Below are 20,575 nucleotides of genomic sequence, written 5' to 3' on the forward strand. Positions count from 1 at the left end.
CGGAGTCGTTGAGCACGTCGTTCAGCGCGGTCAGGTCGTCCAGGATGCTGAGCTGGCTCAGGATGCTCTGCCCGCCGTTGTGCGGGTTGGGGCCGACGCTGGCAGAGGCTCCGGTGGCGGAGAAGCCGAAGGCGACGGCCGCGATTGCTGCACCGGCCAGAATGCGACGGATCATGTGTGCTTTCCTCCATGGATCGGCGCGGAAAACCCGACGCCATAGTCGTTTCTGCAGGGCTGTCAGGTGCCGCCAATAACAATCGCGGCAGACAGCGAAAACCGCAACTCAGTTGGCCTACCTGGAGGTCAAGGAGGAACCTCGTTTTCTTGGCACTCGGTTTTCCATCCCGTCGACTGCGCCCGGCGTATACACCGCGCCGGCGGGCCGCCGGGCGGTAATTGTTTTGGCCGGTCGCGAGAATGGCGCCGCCCTCGTTCACCGCCGGTTAGGCAACGATCACCCGAAACTTGGGAATCACCCGTACGCCGATCGTGGTACGCCGACGGCCGCCCTGGGGGCGATGTCGCGGGCATACAAAGCGGCGAGGATGGCCGCTCCAGAAAGGAGTGAGCGAGATGCGATCGCGTATCCGCAGGACGATCGTGGTTATCCACGTCATCGTGTCGGTCGCGCTGCTCGGGGAGGTGTGGGGGCTGGTCGTGCTGAATACGGCGGCGGCGCTGACAAAGGATCTGGAGCTGGCGCACGCCGCCTATCGCCTGATGCCGCCGCTGGTGTTCGCGGGCGGGATACCGCTCAGCCTCATCGCATTGATCACCGGCATCACACTGGGCCTGACCAGCCATTGGGGGCTGTTTCGCTATTACTGGGTGGCGGTCAAGCTCGCGCTGGTGGTGGCCGTGATCGGGGTCGGCATGTTGCTGTTCGACCCCGAAGGAATGGCCGCCGTGACCTCGGGCGGCCGGGCCGCCGAGCCCGCGCGGCAGTGGGGTCAGGTGGCGGTTCTGAGCACGCAGATCGTCATGCTGATGACGGCGACGACGCTGTCGGTGTTCAAACCGCGCCGCAGAATTCGCGTGCCGTCGGCGCGGATGGCGGGATGAGAATGACCACGAATTCACTGACGGTCATGATGCTCGCCCAGGCGGTCGAGGGCCGCCGACAGCCGCTGGAGGGCCTCCAGGCAGGCCCGCGCGTCCTCCGCGCCCAGTTCGCCGACCAGCCGATCGGCGAAGTCCTGGTGGGCGGGGTTGATCTTGGCCACGGCCTCCCGGCCCTCCGCCGTCGGCTGGAGGAGCTTGGCCCGCCGGTGCGCCGGATTGGGGAGGTATTCGGCCAGCCCGCGCTCCACCAGCAGGTCCGCGATCCGCTGCACGCCCTGGCGGGTCATCCCCATGACCCGGGCGATCCCGCTGACGGGCAGCGGCTCGCGGAGCACGGCCCCGAGCACCTGCCACCACACCGCCGTCATCCCCACCGGCCGTGCCAAACCCTCCGCCACGTGCATGAACTGCCCGTTGAGCCGGAACGAGCCCAGCGCCAGCCCCGACAGCAGCTCGCCGCTCTCGCTCACGCCGCCGTCAACACCTCGAAGGCCGAGGCGTCGCTCCGCGCGAACAGCCGGAACCAGGCGTCGAGCACCTGCGGCCGGTAGACGTCGAGGCGCCGGAAGATCTCGCGGGCGAAGGCCACCGGCTCCGTGGGACCGGCGGTGATGAGGTCGCCCCCGAGCACGGCGTCCTGGTCGAGGTAGCGCTTGCCGCCCCCATATCCCTCCTGGGCCTCCAGGTACTGGAGCACGGCGCTGGTGTGGTCGCGGTCGTCCAGCAGCCCCTCGCGGGCCAGGCCGGCCGTGGCGCCGCAGATGGCGCCCACCGGCACGCCGGCGTCGAGGAACGTGCGGGCCTTGCGGGCGAACGGCGCCAGCGAGTCTCCCTCGTCCCAGAGATCGGCCCCGCCCAGGATGAGCAGTGAGCTGCCGGCCGGGGAGAGGTCTGCGAGCGCGATGTCCGGGGTGATCCGCAGGCCGCCCATGGTGCGGACCGGGTCAGTGGTGAGGCCGACGGTGACGATCTCGTAGCCGCCCGGTTCGCGCTGGTAGCGCCCCGTACGCAGGTGCGCGGTCGCATGACCGGTCTCCCAGTCGGCGAGCGTGTCGTAGACGGCGAGGTGAATGATTCCCTTCATGACAGCATGTTGTCATTTCGACAGCATGCTGTCAATGCAAGAGCATGCGAGGATAGTCGGCATGGCAGAGATCGTCGGCGGAGGACGTCCGGTCAACGACGCCGAACGGCGCGTGATCGCTTATCTGCGAGACCACGCGCCCGCCGACTGGTTGCTGCTGCACAACGTCGAGGTGCCACGCGGCCACGACGTCTTCGAGGTGGACCTCATCGTGCTGACCGGCCACTCGATCGTGGTCGTGGACGTCAAGGGCACCCGGGGCCGCATCGAGGTGTCGGGCACGCGGTGGTTCCCGCCGCGCAGGGAGGCGTTCGGGTCGCCGGTGACCAAGCTGCGGGGCACGGCCAAGGCGCTCAAGGGGCTGCTGGTGTCCAAGGCCACGCAGCTCGAACGCGTCTACGTCGACAGCCTGGTCGTGCTCACCTCGCCCGACGCCGAGCTGGTCGATCAGGTCGGGCGCGACGCGGTCAACGTCACCACCCTGCCCAGGCTGCTGGCCACGCTGAGCGATGTCTCGCGGGTCAGGCGGGGGTGCAGTCCCGACGCGAAGCCGTACATGACGGCGATCCTCGACGCGCTCAACCAGAGCGTGCGCCGCAGCACCGCGCCGCCCAGGTTCGGCAACTGGGAGGTCGAGGAGCAGCTCGGCGGCGATGCCAAGGTCACCGAATACCGGGCGTTCAACGTCACGCTGCCGGGCAGCGAGACCGTGTTGCTGCGGGTCTACCAGGCCGACCCGCTGGCCGACCACGCCTCGCGGGCGGCCGAGCGGCAGCGCATCGCCAACGCCTACCAGACGTTGGCCCGCATCCCGCCGCACCCCTGCGTGGTGCGCTCACGTGACTTCTTCGCCATCGACGACGAGAGTCGGTTCGTGCTGGTGCTCGACGACGTGCACGGCGAGGCGCTCCACCTCGCGCTGGGCAAGGGCGCCCCGCTGGGCGTGATCCAGGACCTGCTGCGCGGGCTCGCGCACGCGCACGCCAACGGCGTGGTGCACCGGGCGCTCACCCCGGCCTCCGTGCTGGTCACCGACGGCGGGCACGCGGTGCTGACAGGGTTCGACTACGCCAAGCCGGGGCCGCGCAACTACACGGTGGCCCACGAGCTGGGCAACGTGCTCGACGCCCACTACGTGGCGCCGGAGTGCCAGGAGCGGCCCGACCGCATGACGACCGCCTCCGACGTCTACTCGGCCGGGGCGATCGCCTACCAGCTCCTCACCGGCCGCTTCCCGACCAGCGCCGACGCCCAGGAGCCCGACCTGCCCGAGGTCGTGCGGCGGATGCTCGACCAGTCCCCGGCCAAGCGGCCCACGGCGGCCCAGGCGCTGGAGGACCTGCACGAGACACCGCAGCCGGAGTCCAGGCTCAGACGGCTCGTGCGTCGCATAGTGTCCCGGCCATGACGATCAGCCTGCGCCCTGTGGAAGAAGACGACCTGCCCTTCCTCCACAGGCTCACCAGCGACCCCGGCAGCACCGGCGAGTTCCAGTGGTACGGGTTCCAGAACCCCCACCGCATGCGTGAGCGCTGGGAGACGAACGGCATGCTGAGCGAGGACGGCGGCATCCTGATCATCGCGAACGACGGCGGCGCGGTCGGGTTGGTGTCGTGGACCAAGCAGGTCGCCAACCGGGCCAGCTACTACTGGTCGATGGGCCTGATCGTGGCCCCCGAGCACCGTGGCCAGGGGCACGGGACCCAGGCGCAGCGGCTGATCGCGCGCTACCTGTTCGACCACTCCGTGGTCAACAGGATCGAGGCGACCACCGAGATCACGAACGTGGCGGAGCAGCGGGCGCTGGAGAAGGCGGGGTTCACCCGGGAGGGCGTGCTGCGGGGGTGCGGGTTCCGGGCCGGGCGGTGGCACGACGGCGTCCTCTACAGCATGATCCGCTCCGACCTGACCTAGATGCTGGAGCGCAGGGCGCTGGCGTGCCTGAGGTAGTCGAGCGCCAGGCCCGTACGACCGGCCGAGCGGTGCAACTCCCCGAGGAGCTGGGTGGTGGACGCCTCGCCGCTGCGGTCGCCCAGCTCCTGGAAGATCTCCAGCGAGCGTTCGAGGCCGGTGGAGGCCCTGGCCAGGTCGCCGTGTGCCGCCTGCAGCCCGGCCAGGCTCTGCAACGCGTACGCGCCGCAGTGCCGGTCGCCCAGCGACTCGAAGATCTCCAGGGCGTGCCGGTGGAACGACATCGCCTGGTGCAGGTGGCCCATCTGGAGGCATACGCAGCCCTCGCGGTGGGCGTCCCCGAGCTCCTGGGCCAGTCGCATGGCCTGGCCCAGGGACTCCGAGGCCTGCGCCAGGTCGCCGGACTTGAGGCAGACCCGGCCGATGGCCTGGCGAGTGTAGGCTTCGCCGGGTTTGTCGCCGGTGGCCAGGAAGATGGCCAGGGCGTGTTTGAAGTGGCCCAGTGAGCGGGCGTGCCTGCCTCTGAACTGGTGGACGGCGCCGAGGCCGCAGATGGAGATAGCTTCGGCCCTTTGGTCCCCTAAATCATGAAATATCCGGCGGGAGCGGGTGAAGCCCTCAGCCGACTCCTCGTACCGATCCTGGTACAGGCCCACCTGCGCCAGGCCCCTGAGCATGGCGGCCTCGCCGTACCTGTCACCGGCCGCCTGGGAGGCGGCCAGGGCGGCGGTGTGGGTGCTCCGCCACGTGCCCAGGTGGCAGTGCAGATCCAGGTACGGGACCATCGCGGCGGCCAGCCCCCAAGCCGACTCCGCCAGCCCCAGCCCGGCCGCCACCTCCACCGCGCCGGCCAGCGCCTCGTGCTCGGCCTCGAACCACGTGACCGGGTCGGAGGTCAGCCGTTCGAGCGTCTGCTCGGGCAGCCGCCAGCGCGGGGCCCTGGCGGCGGTCAGGCTGAACACGGTGGTGGGCAGCCGGGCCATCGCCCGCTCGCTGGTCACCGTCCACGCCGCCAGCACCCGCCCCACGGCCTCGCGCCCGTCCAGGTCCGGCCCATTCGATTCATCCGGCCCCGCGCAGCCGACCGCGCCGAGCAGGGATGGGCCGCGTTCGAGGGCGTGGCGGGCGATGAGGCCGGGGACGCGGTAGCGCGGCTGGCCCATCGAGTCCGTGCCCACCAGGTCCAGCAGGTTGACCTCCACCAGCAGGTCCGTCACGTCGTGGGCCCCGTGCCGGCCGAGCGCCGCGTCCACCACCCAGCCCGGCTGGGCGACCGTCCCGAGCAGGCCCAGGGCGCCGAGGGTGCGGGCGGCCTCGCGCGGCAGACCCGTGTACCCGTGGTCCAGGCTGGCGCGTACGTCCCTCAGCTCCCCCAGCCAGTCGTCCGCCAGCCGTTGCCGCAACACCGACAACGACCACCCCGGCCGCGCGGCCAGGCGGGCGCCCGCGTTGCGGACGGCCAGCGGGAGCCCTCCGCAGGAGGTCACGATGGCCAGCGCCGCCTCGCGCTCGCGGGCCACCCGGTCCTCGCCGCAGATGTGGCGGAGCAGCGACAGGGCCTCGCCCGGATCGAGGTCGGCGAGCTGGACCCGTACGGCGCCGGGCAACTCGGTGATCCTGCGGCGGCTGGTGACGATCACCGCGCTGTCGTTGCCCGGGAGCAGCGGACGTACCTGCTCGGCGTCGCGGGCGTCGTCGAGCAGCACCAGCATGGGCCGCTCGGCCAGCAGCGAGCGCAGCAGCGCCGAACATTCGGGCACCGTCGGCGGCGCGGACGTCACGCCGAGCGCCCTGAGCGCCTGCGCCAGCAGATCGGCCGGCTCCCTGACGCCGAGCTCCAGGTAGAGCTGCCCCGCCGGGTACACCTCGCGCAGGGCGTGCGCCACGTGCACCGCCAGCGCCGACTTGCCCGCCCCCGGCGGCCCCGAGATCACCGCGACGGAGAACGGCCGGCCCAGCTCGGCCACGGCCTCGGCCCTGCCGGTGAAGTCGGGCAGGTCGGGCGGGAGCTGGCGGGGCACGACCGGCAGGGACTCGTCGGCGAGGATCAGCTCGTACGCGCCGCGCAACTCGGCCCCCGGCTCGACGCCCAGCTCCTCCACCAGCCGATCCCGCACCGTGGCGTAGGCCCGCAGCGCCTCGGCCTTCCTGCCGCCCCGGTGCAGGATCAGCACCAGGCGGCCCCACAGGTCCTCCCGATAGGGATGCTCGCTCAGCAGCCCCCGCAACTCGGGGATGGCCCCGTCGTGGTCCCCGAGCGCGATCCGCCGCTCGATCAGCGCCTCGGCGGCGTGCAGGCGTATCCGGTGGAGGTGTTCGAGGCGGCGGTCCCAGACGGGGCTGCCCGGCAGGTCGCACAGCGGCGCCCCGCGCCAGAGCGCCAGCGCCTCGGCGTACTCGCCACGATCGATCAGCTCCTCGAACGTCAGCAGGTCGAGCGCGGGCCCGGCCACGTCGATCGCGTAACCGGAGGCGTCGGCCCGCAGCTGCCCGGGGCCCAGGTCGGAGCGGAGCGAGCTGACGTACGTGCGCAGATTGGCCTGGGCGGAGCGCGGCGGGCGGTCCGGCCAGAGCACCTCGGCCAGCCGGTCGGCGCCGACCACGCACCCCGCTTCGAGCAGCAGTGTGGCCAGCAGCAGGCGCGGCTTCCTGCCGGAGATCCGGACGGGACGCCCGCCGGAGCGGACCTCGAGCGGCCCGAGCAGGTGGTAGGTAACCGTCATCGCACATCGGCTCCTCTCCAGGGGCCTGACAGCTCTTGTACGGGTTTCTGGACGTTTCTTGTGCGGCCTGTGCGGACTCTGGTCTCAGAGATCCCACGGGAAAGGATCACCCCATGAAGCTCAGCGGTGCAATGGTCGCGGGCGTCGCATTGTTACTCGGCATCGGTACGACCTCCGTCGCCTGGGCCGATCCGGAGCCGGGGTCGGAGCAGGCGCAGATACTCGCGACGAACTTCCAGCTGCCCTTCCCCTGCGGCCAGACGTGGACGGGCAACTCCAGCGGCAGCAGCGCGCACGAGTCGTGGGAGATCGACTTCAACCGGGGCAGCAGCGCGGGCGCCGACCTCGGCGACACCGTGGTGGCCGCCGCGGCGGGCACGGTGGCGATCTCGGCCCACCAGGGTTCGGTGAACGGCTACGGCAACCTCGTCAAGATCGACCACGGGGGCGGCTGGGCCACGTACTACGCCCACCTGAACTCCCGCTCGGTCAGCGCCGGCCAGGCCGTCTCGCAGGGCCAGCAGATCGGCACGGTCGGCAACACCAGCAAGCCGGGCAACAACATCTCGCCTCACCTCCACTACGAGGTACGGCTGGGGACCAGCTACCCGTCCAACATCCAGAAGGCCGTCTTCAACGGCGTCACCTTCGGGTATCCGCAGCAGGCCGTGACCTCGAAGAACTGCGGCGGCTCGGCGACCAACCCGTACACCCCGCAGGAGGTCTGCGGCTCCGGCTACGACGTGATCGACTCGGCCGCGCTCGGCAGTGACGGCACCGTCTACCTGCTGTACAACAGCGGCAACGGCAACAACTGCGTCGCCACGCTGAAGGCGAAGTCGCTCGGCACCGCCACCGCCACCACCGCCTATCTGGAGGTGGAGGGCGGCACGAGGAAGACCGATTCCGGCAACTTCACCTACTACGCGGGCCCGGTCGTCGCCTCGGCCTCCGGCACCTGCGTCAGGTGGGGCGGCAAGGCCGGCGCCTCCACCTACAACAGCCCGTTGGAGCACTGCGACTGAACCCCACCGCACCGCGGATGAGGGGTCGCCGCGGCGGCCCCTCATTCGCGCGTGATCGTGTCCAGGATGTCGATGACGTAGAGCATCGGGCGATCGCCCGGTGACGGCACCGCCACGCGGCTGCCGACGTGCCGGCCCGCGAGCGCGCCGACCCAGGCCGCGGGGACGGCGCCCGCCTCCAGGGTGAACGCGGCGGGACCGCCCCGGCGGTAGGAGGAGTCCACGACGCTGCGGGACGGCCAGGACACGGCCACGTACTGGATGACCACCTTCGACCCCGCGACGACGGTCCGCCCCGACCCGTCGATGAGGATCCGCGGCGACGCGGCGGGCGTGAGGTCGGCCGGGATCATCGGCAGCGTCCGCCCCACGAGCCGGGCGTCCGGCGGGTAACCGCCCAGGATGTCGAACACGAACACCAGCGTGTCCGCGGGCGAGACCCCGGTCAGCGGCATGTTCGGCCCCAGGGCCTCGGCGGCCGGGCTGACGAGCATGATCCGGCTGCCCGCGGGCCGGCCGATGAGCGCCTGCCGCCAGGTCTCCGACACCTTCCTGCCGTCGAAGACGACGGTGGTGGGCTGGTTGCCGTCGTAGGTGCTCATGTACGGCCGATTCCCCGACCAGCGCCGGATGTCCACGTCGGCGAGCACCACGTCACCGGGCACCGTACGCCGCCCGCTGCCCACCGACAGCACCGTGATCCGCGGTGTGCGCCCCGGCTGGCCCTTGGGTATCGAGACGGTCGGCCTGCTGCCGAAGCGTCCTGTGACGACGGGTTGCGTGCTCTCCTCCGACACGCCACACGTGGTGGCGAGCATGAGAAGGGCAGGCCAGAACAGACGCACGATTTCCTCCCGGACCAGATCCGAAGGAGTTTCTTGCCGCAAGTTGCAAAAGCAAAGCTTCGAGTCCTCCCATCACACGACAAACTTGGGGGGTGAGTAAGCCGAACTTGGCGAGGAGGGTCGCGGAAGCGGCCGAGATCGCGCTGACCACCCGCAAATACGTGACGTTCATCGATGTGGTGACGAGCCTGCGCTGGCTGCACTCCAGGCACGTGGACATCTGGCGCCAGGGCCGGGCGGCCACGCTGTCCGAGCTGGCGGCCGTGGACGAGGAGCGCCTGCTCACCACGGCCGGCCTGCTGCGCGACTGGGCGCGGGCCAAGGGGCTCAAACCGGTCGACACCCCGTATGTGGCGGGCACCCGCGACCGCCGCGAGCTGCGCTTCACCACCGCGCACTCGCAGGAGCAGTTCCGGGTGCACTGGTTGTCGCCCGACCTCAGCGAGGCCCGGGTGCGGCGGCTCACCGAGGCGCAGAGCAAGGCGCCCGACCTGGTGGCGGTGGCCCCGCTCGACGACTGGAGGTGCGCGTCCTGCGGCGACACAGGACCATACCTGATCATGGAGGACGAGCGGCCGCACTGCCTGACCTGCACCGACATGGACCACCTGGTGTTCCTGCCGTCCGGGAACGCGGCACTCAGCCGCCGCGCCAAGCAGGAGAGCGGCCTGGCGGCGGTGGTGGTGCGGTACAACCGGCGGCGCAAGGTCTACCAGCGCCAGGGCCTGCTGGTGGAGGAGGCCGCGCTGACGGCGGCCGAGGACCGCTGCCTGGCCGACGAGGAGGTGCGGCTGCTGCGCCGTGACCGCGACCGGGTTCGCAGGGCGGAGCAGGACGTCGAGTTCCAGCAGCGGATGGCCGCCGAGATCGCCCGCCTGTTCCCCGGCTGCCCAGAACCGAGGGCGAGGGAGATCGCCGAGCACGCCGCCCAGCGCGGCAGCGGCCGGGTGGGCAGGTCGGCGGCGGCCAAGGCACTCGACGAGAACGCCATCACCCTGGCCGTGATCGCCTCGATCCGGCACCTCGACACCGGCTACGACCAGCTGCTGATGTCGGGCGTCCCCCGGATGGAGGCCCGCGAGCGGATCAGGCGCGACATCGATCGCAAGCTCGACGAGTTCCGTGAGCTAACGTCGAAAACATGAGCGACTGGCACGACGTAAGGGAAGAGATCCGCACGTTCGCGCTCGGCCTGCCCGAGACCCACGAGGACCACCCCTGGGGCGAGACCGTCATCAAGGTCAACAAGAAGGTCTTCGTCTTCCTGGGTCTCGACGAGCAGACGGAGAAGTGGGATCCCACGTTCGGCGTGAAGTTGTCGTCGGAGGCGCACGGGCACGCGCTGACCGTCGAGGGCGCCCAGCCGAGCGGCTACGGCCTGGGCAAGGCGGGCTGGGTGACCGTGCCGTTCCTGTCGGAGCTGCCGGAGACCGAGGTGCTGCTCGACTGGGTGGAGGAGAGCTACCGGGCGATCGCCCCCAAGCGGGCGGTCAAGGAGCTCGACCTCAGGTGACGGCCAGGCGCGTGGCGTACCTCTCCTCCCGCCAGAGCTCCTTGTCCAGCACCTCCAGCAGCCCCGCGGCGGCGTCGTGGACGTCGGCGTAGCCGGTGTAGAGCGGCGCGAACCCGAACCTGAGGATGTCGGGCGCGCGGAAGTCCCCGTGCACGCCCCGGTCGATCAGCGCCCGCATCACGGGATAGCCGTCGGGGTGACGCAGGCTCACCTGGCTGCCGCGCGCGGCCGGGTCGGCGGGTGAGGCCAGCTCCAGCCTGTCGCCGACGAGGTCGACGAAGAGCGAGGTCAGAGCCATGCTCTTGGCCCGCACCAGGTCCATCGGCACCCGCTCCCACACGTCGAGCGCCGCCTCCAGCGCCGCGAACGACAACACGTGCGGGGTGCTGACCGCGAACCGCCTGATGCCCTCGGCCGGCCGGTAACCGGCCTCGAACCCGAACGGCTCCGCGTGGGCGTGCCAGCCGGACAACACGTTCTCGGCGGAGTCCTGGTGGCGCGGGTTGACGTAGAGGAACGCGGGCGCGCCCGGCCCTGCGTTCAGATACTTGTACGTGCATCCGACCGCGAAGTCGGCCCCGGAGACGTCCACCTCCATGGCGCCCACGCTGTGACACAGGTCCCACACGATGAGCGCCCCCGCCGCGTGCGCCCGCGCGGTGACCGACGGCACGTCGTGGCGGGCGCCGGTGCGGTAGTCCACCTCCGACAGCAGCACCACGGCCGCGTCGTCGAAGCGCCCCTCGGACAGGTCGCGCACCTCGTAACCGCCGAGCAGCCCGGCCAGGCCCTGGACCATGTAGTGGTCGGTGGGGAAGTTCCGGACGTCGGAGACGATCACCCGGCGCTCCGGCCGCAGCTTCAGCGCCGCCGCCACCGCCTGGAAGATCGCGATCGAGGTCGTGTTGCCCGCCACCACCTGCCCGGGGCCCACGCCGATCAGCGGCGCGATGCGGTCGCCGACGGTGAGCGGCTGCTCGTACCAGCCCGAATGGTTCCAGCCGCCGACGAGCTGCCCGCCCCACTCGTCCTCGACGGCCTGCCGCACCCGCTCAGGGGTATGCCGGGGCAGCGCGCCGAGCGAGTTGCCGACGAGGTAGACCACCCCTTCCGGCAGCACGAACTCGTCTTTGAAGGCCCTGAGCGGATCCTCGGCGTCGAGGGCCAGGCACTGGTCACGGTCCAAGGATCGCTCCCGTCATGGAGGGATGGTGGCTATCACCCTGTTCACGCCATTGTGGTACTCACGGGCGTACCAGTTCTGCACCGGGTTGTGCGCGGCGTTCAACCGGAACGTGCCGCGCGGCCCCGTCAGCGCCCCCAGCTCCCCCAGCCGCCGGGTCAGGTCGCCTCCCCTGGACAGCGCCGCGTCGATGAGACGGATGGCGTCCCAGCTCTGCAGCGCCACGGCGGAGGGGTTCCTGCCGGTCTTGGCGCGCCACCTGGCGACGAACGCGGCGTTGTCCGGGTTGTCCAGGGCGGGCGAGTACATGCCGACGCTCGTGATGCCCTCGGCGTCGGGGCCGATCACCCGCAGCACGTCCTCGTCGGTCAGGTTCATGGAGGCCAGCAGCTCGATCTTGGCGTCGTAGCCGAGCTGCTTGAACGACCTGGCGAACGTGACCGCCTCGCCGCCGGCGTAGAAGGCGAACAGCAGCTTCGCCTCCGGCGGGATCTGCTCGAAGTACGGCTCCAGGTCGGTGACCCTGCCGTACGGGGTGAGGATGGTCTTGAGCGGCTTGGCGCCGTACCCCTCGGCGAAGCCCTTGAGTGTCTCGACGCCGGCCGAGTAGTCGGAGGCCATGAGCACCACGCCCTCCTTGCCGTACCGCTCCGCGGCGTAACGCCCGGCGGCGTGGCCGTGGTCGTGGTTGGTGTAGGAGACGCGGAAGACGTTCGGGCCGCCGAGCCCGTCGTCGCCCGCGTTGGCGACCACCACCGGCGTCGGGCCCGTCACCCCGGCCACCCCCTGTGTACGGCGGGCCTGCTCGGCCACGGCCACGGCGACGGGCGAGGCGATCAGTCCGGTGATCACGTCCACGCCTTCGTCGTCGATCAGCCGTCTGGTCTCGTTCCCGCCCCGCTCGGGCGAGCCCGCGTCGTCGGCCACCAGCAGCTCGGCCGGTCTGCCGCCCAGGCGGTCGCCGTGGTCGTCGAGGTAGAGGCGCATGGCGGTCTCCATGTCGTCGCCGAGCATGGCGTACACGCCGGTCTGTGAGATGATCGCGCCGATCTTGACCGGGGTCCCTTCCTCGTCGGACGAGGGCACCGATCCGCCGCACCCCGCGGCCATCAGCACCGCAAGCCCGACCACGGGCAGCCCCAGCACAGGCACGCGCATGGGGAGGCTCCCTTCAGCCCAGGAACGCCTCGGCGTTGGCTGAGAGCAGCTTGGCACGGGCCGCGCTGGTCAGGAAGCCGGCTTTACTGATCAGGGAACCTGAGGGTGACTCGCCCAGGGGATAGGGAAAGTCGCTTCCGAGCATCACATGGTCCTCCCCGAGAGTGTCGACGAGCAGCCGTAGCGCGCGCTCGTCGAAGACGGCAGAGTCGACGCTGAACCTGCCGAGGTAGTGGGACGGCGGCCGTTCCGAGACGCCGACCAGGTCGCGCCTGCGATGCCAGGCGTTGTCGAACCGGCCGAGCCAGAAGGCGAACGAGCCGCCGCCGTGCGCGAAGCAGATCCGCAGGGTGTCCGGCACGCGGTCGAACACGCCGCCGAGGATCATCGCCAGGATGGAAAGGTGGGTCTCCGCCGGCATCCCGACCAGCCACTGCGCCATCCACCGCTCCACGCGCGGGCCCGTGGGCAGGTCCCACGGGTGCACGAAGACGGGGACGCCGCGCGCGGCGCAGTGCTGGAGGAACTCGACGACTCCTGGGTCGTCGAGGTCGCGGTCGCCGACGTGGTTGCCGATCTCGACGCCGCGGTGGCCGTTGGCCAGGCTGCGGTCGAGCTCCGCGCAGGCCAGCTCCGGGTCCTGCAGCGGCACCTGGCAGAACGGGATCAGCCGCTCGTCCGCGCAGATCTCCAGCGCCAGGTCGTTGAAGACCCTCGCGACGCGGAGGCCCTGCTCGGCCGGCCGGTCGTAGCCGAAGAAGACGGGCGTGGGCGAGACCACCTGCCGGTCCACGCCGTCCTGGTCCATCCGCTCCAGCCGGACGGCCGGATCCCAGCAGTCATCCTGAATTTTCCGGAATTGTCGGTCGTTGACGAGGATCGTGGCTTCGCGCTCCGACTCGATCCTCAGTCTGGGCGCCCCGGACCAGCCCAGCTCGGGCCAGCCCCTGGGCACGTGGTGCGTGTGTACGTCAGTGACCATCTAGCCCTTGCCAGGGTGCAGCGCGCCGCATTGACCGCAGGTGCGGGCCTTCTCATCGGTGTAGAACGCCTCGAAGACGGGCGGCAGGTCCTTGACGATGTCGCGTACCTGCAGCTCCACCTCGTGGACGGGAGCCGTGCACTCCATGCAGTACCACCGGAACCTCTCCAGCTCACCCTCCGGCCGGATCCGCTCCACCACCAGCCCCACGGACCCAGCCTCCGGCCGCTGCGGGGAGTGCGGCACGCGCGCCGGCAACAACCACATCTGGCCCTCCCTGATGTGCACGGTCTCAGGACCGTTCCCGGTGACGACGTCGACGTGCATGTTGCCGCGTACCTGGTAGAACAGCTCCTCGAACGGGTCCACGTGGAAGTCGGTCCTGAAGTTGGGCCCGCCGACCACCATCACGATGAAGTCGTCCGTCGCCTCGAAGACCACCTTGTTGCCGACCGGCGGCTTGAGCAGGTGAGCGTGCTCGTCGATCCATTTGGTGAGGTCGATGGGAGGAATCATGATCGCTCCTGTGGGTGGTAGGCGACGGCCTGCATCTCGATGAGGAGATGCGGGTGCGGGAGCTGGTGCACCGCGATCGTGGTCCTCGTGGGGCCCTCCTCGTCGAAGAACTCGGAGTAGACCTCGTTGTAACCCATGAAGTCGTTCATGTTCACCAGATACGTGGTGATCTGCACGAGGTCCGCGAGCGAGCCGCCCGCGGCCTTGAGGATGTCGCCGATGTTCTCGATGACCGCCCGGGTCTGGGCGCGGATGTCCAGGTTCGTGGTCCCGAACTTGTCCACCTCCACGCCCACGAACGTGTCGTCATGGCGCCGGCAACTCGTACCCGAGACGTACAGGAAGTCGCCGGCGCGCTTGACGTGCGGGAACCGCCCTCGGGGGGTGGCCTTGCCCGGAACCCGGATGGCCCTGGGTCTCACTTGCCGAACACCGCCCGCACCGAGCCGAGCCCCTCGATCCGCGCCTCGAACACATCTCCCTGCTCGACGGGCACCACGGGCCCGAGCGCGCCGGTCAGCACCACGTCACCGGCCCGCAGCGGGTGGTCGGTGCGGCCCAGCCGGGTGGCCAGCCAGACGGCGGCGTTGAGCGGGTTGCCCAGGCACGACTCGCCCGAGCCGGTCGAGACCTCCTGCCCGCCCCGCGTCATGGTCATCCCGGCCGCCCGCAGGTCGAGCCCCATCAGCGACACGGGCGTGTTGCCCAGCACGAACGCGCCCGCAGAGGCGTTGTCCGCGACCGTGTCGGCCAGCGTGATGTCCCAGTCGGCGATCCGGGAGTCGGCGATCTCGATGGCGGGCAGCGCGAACTCCACCGCCCTGATCACGTCGGCCACCGTGAAGGGCCCGCCCTCCAGGCTCCGGCCGAAGACCAGCGCGACCTCCGCCTCGGCGCGGGGCTGCAGGAAACGCTCCAGCGGGATGGGCAGCCCGTCGCAGTAGGACATGTCCGCGAACAACATGCCGAAGTCCGGCTGGTCGATCCCGAAGCGCGCCTGCAGCACCGGGTTCGTCACGCCGACCTTCCGCCCGACCAGCCGCCGCCCCTCGCCGAGCGCCCGCCTGGTGTTGATCTCCTGTACGGCGTACCCGTCGGCCGCCGTGCTGACCAGGTCCCTGATCGGCGCACATGGCTTGCCCGAGCGCGCCGCCTCCGCCAGCCTGTCGGCGGCCTGGGCGCGCCCGTCCACTGCCTGGGACCATTCGTCATGCATCGGGCTGCTCCAGTTTGATGGTGATCGTGGTGGGTTCAGAGTAGAAGTCGAGTGACCGGGTGCCGCCCTCCCGGCCGATGCCCGACAGCTTCACGCCGCCGAACGGGGTACGCAGGTCGCGCAGGTACCAGGTGTTGACCCAGACGAGCCCGGCCTCCAGGCGCTGGGCCACCCGGTGCGCGCGGTCGAGGCTGGTGGTCCACACCGTCGCGGCCAGGCCGTAGTCGCTGCCGTTGGCCAGGTCGATCGCCTCGGCCTCGCTGTCGAAGGGCGCGACGTGGCACACGGGACCGAAGATCTCCTCCCTGTTGAACCTCGACCATTCCGATAAGCCTGTCACCACCGTGGGTTCCACGAAATATCCGGAATCGCGATGATCACCGAACACGGGGACACTCCCTCCTGTGAGCACCTTGGCTCCCTCCGAGCGGGCCAGGGCGTAGTAGGAGAGCACCTTCTCGCGGTGTTCGGCGGAGATCATGGGCTGCGGCTCGATCTCCTGGGCGCGCACGGCCAGCCGGGCGCAGAACTCCTCGAAGATCGAGCGGTGTACGTAGAGCCGCTCCGTGCACAGGCAGACCTGGCCGCCGTTGGTGAAGACCGACTTCACCGTGCCTTCGACGGCCCGGTCGAGGTCGCAGTCCTCGAAGATCACCCCGGCGTTCTTGCCGCCCAGCTCGAACGAGATCGGCGTGACCCGGTCGGCCACCGTGCGCATGATCGCCGAGCCGGTCCTGGTGGATCCGGTGAACGTCACGGCGTCCACGCCGGGGTGCTCGACGAGGAGCTGGCCGGCGGAGCCGTACCCGAAGATGATGTTGACCACGCCGGGCGGGAGGCCGGCGTCGGCGCAGATCTCGGCGAACACGGCGGCCGAGCCCGGCGTCTGCTCCGACGGCTTGACGACCACGGTGTTGCCCGCGACGAGCGCCGGCGCGAGTTTCCAGGTCATGAGCAGGAAGGGCAGGTTCCACGGGACGATCACGGCGACCACGCCGAGCGGCCTGCGCACGGTGTAGCTGAGCAGGCCCGACAGGTGGAAGGCGTCGTCGGGGCGCTGGGCGGCGATGTCGGCGAAGGCGCGGAAGTTGGCGATGCCGCGCGGGATGTCGAGCGTGCGCGTCTGGTCGAGCGGCTTGCCCGTGTCGGCGATCTCGGCCGCCACCAGGTCGTCGAAGCGCGCCTCGATGCCCTCGGCCAGGCGGCGCATCCACCCCGCGCGCTCGCCGACGGGCAGCGCCGCCCAGTCGCGGGCCGCCTCCCTGGCCGCGCGCACCGCCCGGTCGACGATCTCGGGGTCGGCCTCGTGGACCTGCCTGGCCAGGGCGCCCGTCACCGGATCGTGGACGGGGAACGCCTTGCCCACGGCCACCGGCAGTCCCCCGATGAAATGGGTCAGCACAACTGTCTCCTCATCTCTCCCTCGCTCCCGGTATAGATCGCGGTGCCGCTGTGGACAACAGAGGGTTCCGGGACACGGAACCTCCGATCGCATCGTCTCGCCCGAACGCGGCGCGCGCTATGCGCGATGCTGGTGGACATGCAGAACCGAACAGATCGAATCGCCGCCCATGACGGCTCTTTCGACGTACAGCTGTGGTTTCCCGACGCGGCGACAGGGCCCGGAATCCTTGTCGTGCAGGAGATCTACGGCATCAGCTCATACATCGAGAAAGTGGCCATCGACCTGGCCTCTCGCGGCTACGTGGTGGCCGCGCCCGATCTGTTCTGGCGCTTGCAGCCGCACTGGCGCGGTGAGCACACGCCCGAGGGCACGGCGGCCTCGATCGAGTTGGCCAGCGGCTTCGACCTCGCGCAGGGAGTGGCCGACTGCGCGCTCACGGTCGCCCACCTGGAGTCCCTGCCCGAGGTGAGCGGCGGCGTCGGCGCGGTCGGCTTCTGTCTGGGCGGCTCGGTCGACTACATGCTGGCCACCCAGATCGAGCTGGGCGCGGTCGTGTCCCTGTACGGCTCCGCCGTCCCCGAGGCGACCGGGCTGATGGACCGCATCCAGGCGCCGCTCCTGCTGGTCTTCGGCGGCAGCGACCCCTACATCACGCGGGACCGGGTGGCCGTCGTGGAGCGGGCGGCCGAGGGCCGGCCGAACGTGGTCATGCACGTCGAGGAAGAGGCCGGGCACGCCTTCACCAACAGTGAGGCGCCGATGTTCTACCAACCGGAGGCAGCGGAGCGTACATGGCGGGTCGCGCTCGACTTCCTGAACGATCATCTGCCCGTCCGCCCGGACCTGTCCAGATAGACATCTTCCGGTACCCCTAGATCATCGCCATGATGGTCGGATGGCGCGGACGTGGGAATTGTGGGGAAACGTCATTATTGCTGGTACCTTTGCGCTCCCCCTGGCCTTGCTAGCAATCTTGCTCCTCTCCCGCCACCGCGCCCGCGCCGGCCATCAGGCACCCCTGCGCACCTCGATCGCCGACATCGGCATCGTGGCCGGGACCGTGCCATGGATATGGATGATCCTCACGCCGTCGGACGGCCCGGCAGGAGTCGGCCTGGTCCCCTTCGCCGACCTCGCCGACCTGGCCCACGTGCCGTGGGAGGTGGCGTCGGTGCAGGTCGGAGGCAACCTGCTGGTCTTCGCCGCGCTGGGCGCGCTGCTGCCGGTGCGCAGCCGCGCCATGTCCTGTCCGGCTCGCGTTGCGGCCGTCGCGGCGGCATTTTCGGTCCTGGTCGAGGTCCTCCAGTACGTGCTCCGCCTGGGCCGTTTCTCCTCGGTGGACGACGTCCTGCTCAACACGGCAGGCGCGGTGATCTTCGCTTTGGTTACTCGCCGCTGGTGGGCCGATCGAATACCGGCCGGGACCGTTCCACGGTAACGGCCCGCTAAAACATCGCCGAATTCACCACTTGGGCACGATCCGCTCAAAATCTGCCCGGGACCATCACCTTCTTCTGTGCGATCGTGGACAAGACGGGGCAAGTTCTCTGGAGACGCCACAACCTGGTTGGTGACAGAGGGTGATCAAAGTTGTCTGAATCCCCGGTACCCCACGAGCCCCCTATCTATCGACGCATCGCCGACGGCCTCCGCGCCCGGATTCTGTCCGGCGAACTGCGCGACGGGGACCGACTACCGGGCGAGAACGCGCTCATGGCCGACTACGCAATCGCACGAGCCACCGCCAGGCAGGCGCTTGCCGTACTGATCAACGAAGGGCTGGCGGTGCCCAGACGAGGTTCGGGGGTTTACGTGCGGCTGTTCAAACCGATACGCAGACACGGCTCGCGCCGTCTGTCACGAGAGCAGTGGGGACAGGGGCGGGCCATCTGGGACGCCGACACACGCGGCCGGCCCTTCGTCGTGGATCACGTCGAGGTCGCGTTGGAGCGAGCCACCGAGGAGGTCGCCGGCGTCCTCGAGAGCGCCGAGGTATGGGTTCGACGGCGGCGCTACTCGGTCGACACCAGGCCTGTGCAACTGGCCACGTCCTACTTCCCCGCCACCCTCGTCGAGGGCAGCGCTATCACGTCGGAGGACACCGGCCCTGGTGGCGTCTACGCCAGGCTGAGCGATCTGGGCGTTCCTCCCGCCCACTTCACCGAGGAGGTGCGTGCCCGCATGCCCGGGCCGCTGGAGAGCGGGCTGCTCGATCTGCCGGGCGGCACACCGGTGATCGTCATCTCGCGGACCGCGTACACGTCGGGCGGGCTGCCGATCGAGGTCAACGAGATGGTTCTGGACTCGGCGGCCTATGTACTCCAGTACGACTTCGACGCTTGATTCAAGTGGATCTGTCAAGCGATAGGTTGACCTGTCCGTCACGATCATTGAATTCTCTAGAGAGGTGCAGCATCTTCTAAGGAGATGGAACCTCGCCTGGGGGCCCGGGAAAGGCGGACAGCGATGTCCTTTGATCGGCATCTTGCCGAGATCGCCCGGGAGTACCCCCAGTGGACCATCTGGCGGAGCGACGCGGGCCGCTGGTGGGCCACGAGACACCATCCGCTCAACGCGGCGCAGCGTGACGACGGATGTGCGATGACCATCGACGCGGACGACCCGGACGGTCTGCGCGACCAGCTCCGGGACCAGGAGAGGCGGACCGGCGAGCAACAATCGTGGCGGGCCGGCCCCGCACCTCTTTGACCAGGTCGTGGAGCGTTCCGCGGCCTGCGTCCACAAGCAGCCCGGTGCCGGGTCCAGCGTCTCGGCGGCCCCGGTACCGGGCCCCCAATCAGGAGGGGCCACGAACGCGGAAGCCTCCGACCCTATCGGGGGCGGGGGCTTCCGCTCCGTGGAGCCCTGCGCCGCGGTTACTTGTGCGCCCGCGCCACCCGGATGGTGGTGTGCACGTCGGTGTCGTCCGAGATGCTCTCCTCCTGAGCGAGAGCGGGCTGCTCAAGCTGCTCAGGCTGCTCCGGCTCCCCGCCCGTCTCCTCCTCCTCGACGATGACCCGCACGTCGTCCTGAGGGCTCTGGAGGGCCGGCGGCGCGAGGGCGTCGGGGACGAGCGGACCGGCGTTCGACTCGCTGCGCATGAGGTCGGCGAGCACCGAGCTGACCTCCGTCAGCCGCCGCACGACCTCCGTGTGGGTGTTGGACAGGTATTCGACCCGCCGCCCCGCCTGCTCGTCCAGCGTCGCGGTGCGCTGCCGCGCCGTGGCGAGCATCGCGTCGGCCTCGCCACGCGCTCCGGTCACGAGCTGCTCGGCCTGGGCGTTGGCGTTCTGCATCACCTGCTCCGACTCCGCCCTGGCGCCGCTGACCAGCCGCTCGGCCTCGGCCTGGGCCTCCTTGAGCGAGCTCTCCGACTCGGTGCGGGCGGCGGTGAGCTGCTCCTCCGCGTCGCTGCCCGCCTGGGCCAGCATGCGCTCGGCGGCCTGCGTGGCCTCGCCGACCCGGCGCTCGGCCTCGGCCTGCGCGGAGGTGAGGATCTTGTCGGCGGTCTCTCTGGAGGTGGTGACGAGCCGCTCGGACTCGGACTTGGCCGCCTCGCGGACGCTGGAGGCCTCGGCCTCGGCGTCCTCGCGCTTGGAGTTGGCCTCCTCCTCCCCGAGCCGGAGGATCTGCGCGAGCCTGGGGCTGAGGTCTTCATAGCTCTGCGGGGTCTCGACCATGCGCCGCCGGGCGTCGGCCAGCTCGATACGGCCCTGCTCGGCCTGTTCGATCGCCCGGGCCAGCCGCTCTTCCAGATCCCGGATCTGGTTACGGGTACGGATCATGTAGTCGTGGACCTGACGGCGGTTGTAGCCGCGCATCACGACTTCGAAGGTGTCCTCTTGCATCAGGTCGGGAATGCTCTCGTGCTGGTGTGTCATGGGGGTTACCTAAGGGTGGTTTGCGTGAGGCGGGGGAAAACTGCGGGTTGTGAGGGTCTGGCAACGGGACG

Annotated in this window: 22 protein-coding genes; 10 read left to right on the forward strand and 12 right to left on the reverse strand. The window is 70.1% G+C overall.

Features of this window, described 5'->3' with window-relative positions:
* The first annotated feature begins 618 nt into the window (after positions 1-618).
* On the forward strand, positions 619-1,062 hold the full coding sequence (locus ACFPZ3_RS03515) for a hypothetical protein (protein WP_379512466.1): 444 nt from the start codon (positions 619-621) through the stop codon (positions 1,060-1,062).
* A 14-nt stretch (positions 1,063-1,076) separates the two neighbouring features.
* Here the strand turns inward: ACFPZ3_RS03515 and ACFPZ3_RS03520 are convergent, their stop codons facing one another.
* Positions 1,077-1,532 carry a MarR family winged helix-turn-helix transcriptional regulator gene (locus ACFPZ3_RS03520; RefSeq protein WP_379512467.1) on the reverse strand — a complete coding sequence of 152 codons (456 nt, stop codon included), beginning with the start codon at positions 1,530-1,532 and terminating at the stop codon, positions 1,077-1,079.
* Positions 1,529-2,146, reverse strand: a complete 618-nt coding sequence (locus ACFPZ3_RS03525; RefSeq protein ID WP_379512468.1) for a DJ-1/PfpI family protein — start codon at positions 2,144-2,146, stop codon at positions 1,529-1,531. The genes ACFPZ3_RS03520 and ACFPZ3_RS03525 overlap by 4 nt, the downstream gene beginning before the upstream one ends.
* Positions 2,147-2,207: 61 nt before the next feature.
* Here ACFPZ3_RS03525 and mads6 point away from each other — a divergent pair, with 61 nt between their 5' ends.
* Entirely contained in the window at positions 2,208-3,554 is a 1,347-nt protein-coding gene (gene mads6, locus ACFPZ3_RS03530) for a methylation-associated defense system protein kinase MAD6 (protein WP_379512469.1), read from the forward strand.
* Positions 3,551-4,060 (forward strand): GNAT family N-acetyltransferase, encoded by a 510-nt coding sequence (locus ACFPZ3_RS03535; RefSeq protein WP_379512470.1) that lies wholly within the window; start codon positions 3,551-3,553, stop codon positions 4,058-4,060. The genes mads6 and ACFPZ3_RS03535 overlap by 4 nt, the downstream gene beginning before the upstream one ends.
* Here ACFPZ3_RS03535 and ACFPZ3_RS03540 read toward each other — a convergent pair.
* The gene (locus tag ACFPZ3_RS03540) at positions 4,057-6,780 is read right to left on the reverse strand and encodes an AfsR/SARP family transcriptional regulator (protein ID WP_379512471.1); all 2,724 of its coding nucleotides are present in this window, start codon (positions 6,778-6,780) and stop codon (positions 4,057-4,059) included. The two genes, ACFPZ3_RS03535 and ACFPZ3_RS03540, sit on opposite strands and share 4 nt — an antisense overlap.
* A 113-nt stretch (positions 6,781-6,893) precedes the next feature.
* Here ACFPZ3_RS03540 and ACFPZ3_RS03545 point away from each other — a divergent pair, with 113 nt between their 5' ends.
* Positions 6,894-7,805, forward strand: a complete 912-nt coding sequence (locus ACFPZ3_RS03545; RefSeq protein WP_379512472.1) for a M23 family metallopeptidase — start codon at positions 6,894-6,896, stop codon at positions 7,803-7,805.
* Positions 7,806-7,846: 41 nt separating this feature from the next.
* Here the strand turns inward: ACFPZ3_RS03545 and ACFPZ3_RS03550 are convergent, their stop codons facing one another.
* Positions 7,847-8,650, reverse strand: coding sequence for an FKBP-type peptidyl-prolyl cis-trans isomerase (locus ACFPZ3_RS03550; RefSeq protein WP_379512473.1), 804 nt, complete (start codon positions 8,648-8,650; stop codon positions 7,847-7,849).
* A 92-nt stretch (positions 8,651-8,742) separates the two neighbouring features.
* Here ACFPZ3_RS03550 and ACFPZ3_RS03555 point away from each other — a divergent pair, with 92 nt between their 5' ends.
* Entirely contained in the window at positions 8,743-9,795 is a 1,053-nt protein-coding gene (locus ACFPZ3_RS03555; RefSeq protein ID WP_379512474.1) for a DUF2293 domain-containing protein, read from the forward strand.
* The gene (locus ACFPZ3_RS03560) at positions 9,792-10,163 is read left to right on the forward strand and encodes an MmcQ/YjbR family DNA-binding protein (protein ID WP_379512475.1); all 372 of its coding nucleotides are present in this window, start codon (positions 9,792-9,794) and stop codon (positions 10,161-10,163) included. Before ACFPZ3_RS03555 ends, ACFPZ3_RS03560 begins: the two co-directional genes overlap by 4 nt.
* Here ACFPZ3_RS03560 and kynU read toward each other — a convergent pair.
* From kynU to ACFPZ3_RS03595, 7 genes are read right to left on the reverse strand one after another with little or no spacing between them, the layout of a single operon-like run.
* Positions 10,156-11,349 carry a kynureninase gene (kynU, locus tag ACFPZ3_RS03565; protein WP_379512476.1) on the reverse strand — a complete coding sequence of 398 codons (1,194 nt, stop codon included), beginning with the start codon at positions 11,347-11,349 and terminating at the stop codon, positions 10,156-10,158. The two genes, ACFPZ3_RS03560 and kynU, sit on opposite strands and share 8 nt — an antisense overlap.
* 12 nt (positions 11,350-11,361) lie before the next feature.
* The gene (locus ACFPZ3_RS03570) at positions 11,362-12,504 is read right to left on the reverse strand and encodes an ABC transporter substrate-binding protein (protein ID WP_379512477.1); all 1,143 of its coding nucleotides are present in this window, start codon (positions 12,502-12,504) and stop codon (positions 11,362-11,364) included.
* A 13-nt stretch (positions 12,505-12,517) separates the two neighbouring features.
* Positions 12,518-13,486, reverse strand: coding sequence for an amidohydrolase family protein (locus ACFPZ3_RS03575; RefSeq protein WP_379512478.1), 969 nt, complete (start codon positions 13,484-13,486; stop codon positions 12,518-12,520).
* Complete coding sequence (locus tag ACFPZ3_RS03580; protein WP_379512479.1) at positions 13,487-14,002, reverse strand: 3-hydroxyanthranilate 3,4-dioxygenase; 516 nt, start codon at positions 14,000-14,002, stop codon at positions 13,487-13,489.
* Positions 13,999-14,424, reverse strand: a complete 426-nt coding sequence (locus ACFPZ3_RS03585; RefSeq protein WP_379512480.1) for a RidA family protein — start codon at positions 14,422-14,424, stop codon at positions 13,999-14,001. Before ACFPZ3_RS03585 ends, ACFPZ3_RS03580 begins: the two co-directional genes overlap by 4 nt.
* Positions 14,421-15,218: a 2-keto-4-pentenoate hydratase gene (locus tag ACFPZ3_RS03590; protein ID WP_379512481.1), complete on the reverse strand. Its 798-nt coding sequence runs from the start codon at positions 15,216-15,218 to the stop codon at positions 14,421-14,423. The genes ACFPZ3_RS03585 and ACFPZ3_RS03590 overlap by 4 nt, the downstream gene beginning before the upstream one ends.
* On the reverse strand, positions 15,211-16,620 hold the full coding sequence (locus tag ACFPZ3_RS03595; protein WP_379512482.1) for an aldehyde dehydrogenase family protein: 1,410 nt from the start codon (positions 16,618-16,620) through the stop codon (positions 15,211-15,213). Before ACFPZ3_RS03595 ends, ACFPZ3_RS03590 begins: the two co-directional genes overlap by 8 nt.
* 138 nt (positions 16,621-16,758) lie before the next feature.
* On the opposite strand from ACFPZ3_RS03595, the gene ACFPZ3_RS03600 reads away from it, so the two are divergent.
* From ACFPZ3_RS03600 to ACFPZ3_RS03615, 4 genes are all read left to right on the forward strand, one after another.
* Entirely contained in the window at positions 16,759-17,478 is a 720-nt protein-coding gene (locus tag ACFPZ3_RS03600; RefSeq protein WP_379512483.1) for a dienelactone hydrolase family protein, read from the forward strand.
* A gap of 118 nt (positions 17,479-17,596) precedes the next feature.
* On the forward strand, positions 17,597-18,061 hold the full coding sequence (locus ACFPZ3_RS03605) for a VanZ family protein (protein ID WP_379512484.1): 465 nt from the start codon (positions 17,597-17,599) through the stop codon (positions 18,059-18,061).
* Between the two features lie 152 nt (positions 18,062-18,213).
* Entirely contained in the window at positions 18,214-18,966 is a 753-nt protein-coding gene (locus ACFPZ3_RS03610) for a GntR family transcriptional regulator (RefSeq protein WP_379512485.1), read from the forward strand.
* A gap of 123 nt (positions 18,967-19,089) precedes the next feature.
* Positions 19,090-19,332 (forward strand): hypothetical protein, encoded by a 243-nt coding sequence (locus tag ACFPZ3_RS03615; RefSeq protein WP_379512486.1) that lies wholly within the window; start codon positions 19,090-19,092, stop codon positions 19,330-19,332.
* 167 nt (positions 19,333-19,499) lie between these two features.
* On the opposite strand, the gene ACFPZ3_RS03620 is transcribed toward ACFPZ3_RS03615, so the two are convergent.
* Positions 19,500-20,504 (reverse strand): hypothetical protein, encoded by a 1,005-nt coding sequence (locus ACFPZ3_RS03620; protein WP_379512487.1) that lies wholly within the window; start codon positions 20,502-20,504, stop codon positions 19,500-19,502.
* Positions 20,505-20,575: the final 71 nt, after the last annotated feature.

This window comes from Nonomuraea insulae, from assembly GCF_042656245.1.